Annotated in this window: 1 protein-coding gene; it reads left to right on the top strand. The window is 58.1% G+C overall.

The window, feature by feature from the left end; all coding sequences use genetic code 11:
- Positions 1-72: 72 nt before the first annotated feature.
- A protein-coding gene (locus PCE31107_RS23255; protein WP_150610799.1) for an IS3 family transposase occupies positions 73-1,167 on the top strand; the annotation gives its coding sequence in 2 pieces (ribosomal slippage) (positions 73-322 and positions 322-1,167; 1,096 coding nt annotated over the 2 pieces). This gene is flagged as partial in the annotation.

The following is a 1,167-nucleotide window of genomic DNA, read 5'->3' as shown; positions in this document are numbered from 1 at the left end:
TGACCTGTCCTGAAAATTTCGTACCAATCAAATCTAGGGATAATGGCTCCTCAGCTCAGATGAGGAGTTGGTATGAAGAAAAGCCGGTACAGCGACGAACAGATTGTGCGGATACTGCGTGAAGCGGATCGGGACACGGTGCCTGAGGTGGCCAAGCGCCACGGCGTAAGCGAAGCGTCGATCTACGCTTGGCGCAAGCGCTTCGGTGAGATGGTCAGCGACGACGTCAAGCGCCTCAAAGCACTGGAGGCGGAGAACGTCCGACTGAAGAAGCTGGTCGCCGACCAGGCGCTCGATATCCAAGTCCTGAAGGAGATCGGCGCAAAAAAGTGGTGAGCGTGCAGGCTCGCTGTGAGCAAGCCCGGTTTGCGATGGCACGGGGCTTGAGCCAACGGCGAGCGTGCACGCTGATGCAGGTCAGCCGTTCGAGCTTGGGTTACGAGCTCAAGATGCCGAGCAAGAACGCGCCAGTGATCGATGCGATGCGAGCATTGTCGGGGCAATTCCCGCGCTTCGGTTCGCGTCGCATTCGAGTATTGCTCGGGCGTGAGGGCATTGTGGTCGGTCGTGACCGATGCGCTTCGCTTTGGGCGCAGGCGGGTTTGCAAGTGCCAAAGAAACGTCGTAGACGCCGCGTAGCAGGCAGTCGTCCAAGGCCCCACGCACCGGCAGCTCGCAACTCGGTTTGGTGCTATGACTTTGTATTCGATGCCTGTGCGAACGGCCAGCAAGTCAAATGCCTGACGGTGGTCGACGAATATACGCGGGAGTGCCTGGCGATCGATGTGGCGGGATCGATTCGCTCTCGTCGAGTCATTGAAGTGTTAAGTCGGTTGATCAGCGTGCATGGCGCGCCCCGTTATCTGCGCTCAGACAATGGGCCGGAATTTGTCAGCACGGCGCTGTTGAAATGGGCGGTACAGGAGCAGATCGAGACAGCGTTGATTGATCCGGGCAAGCCTTGGCAGAACGGAACCAACGAGAGCTTCAACGGGAAATTTCGCGATGAATGTTTAGCGATGGAGTGGTTTCGCAATCGGATTGAAGCGAAGATCGTGATCGAGGACTGGCGCACGCACTACAACGAGGTGCGCCCGCATTCGAGTTTGCAGTACCTGACCCCCGCCGAATTCCGTCGGGTCAGCGAATGTAGTTCAACCACCGGGG

The sequence above is a fragment of the Pandoraea cepalis genome, assembly GCF_902459625.1.
Classification (GTDB): Bacteria; Pseudomonadota; Gammaproteobacteria; order Burkholderiales; family Burkholderiaceae; genus Pandoraea; species Pandoraea cepalis.
Note: the sequence above shows the minus strand (reverse complement) of the source record. Positions and strands in the feature narration are given on the sequence as shown.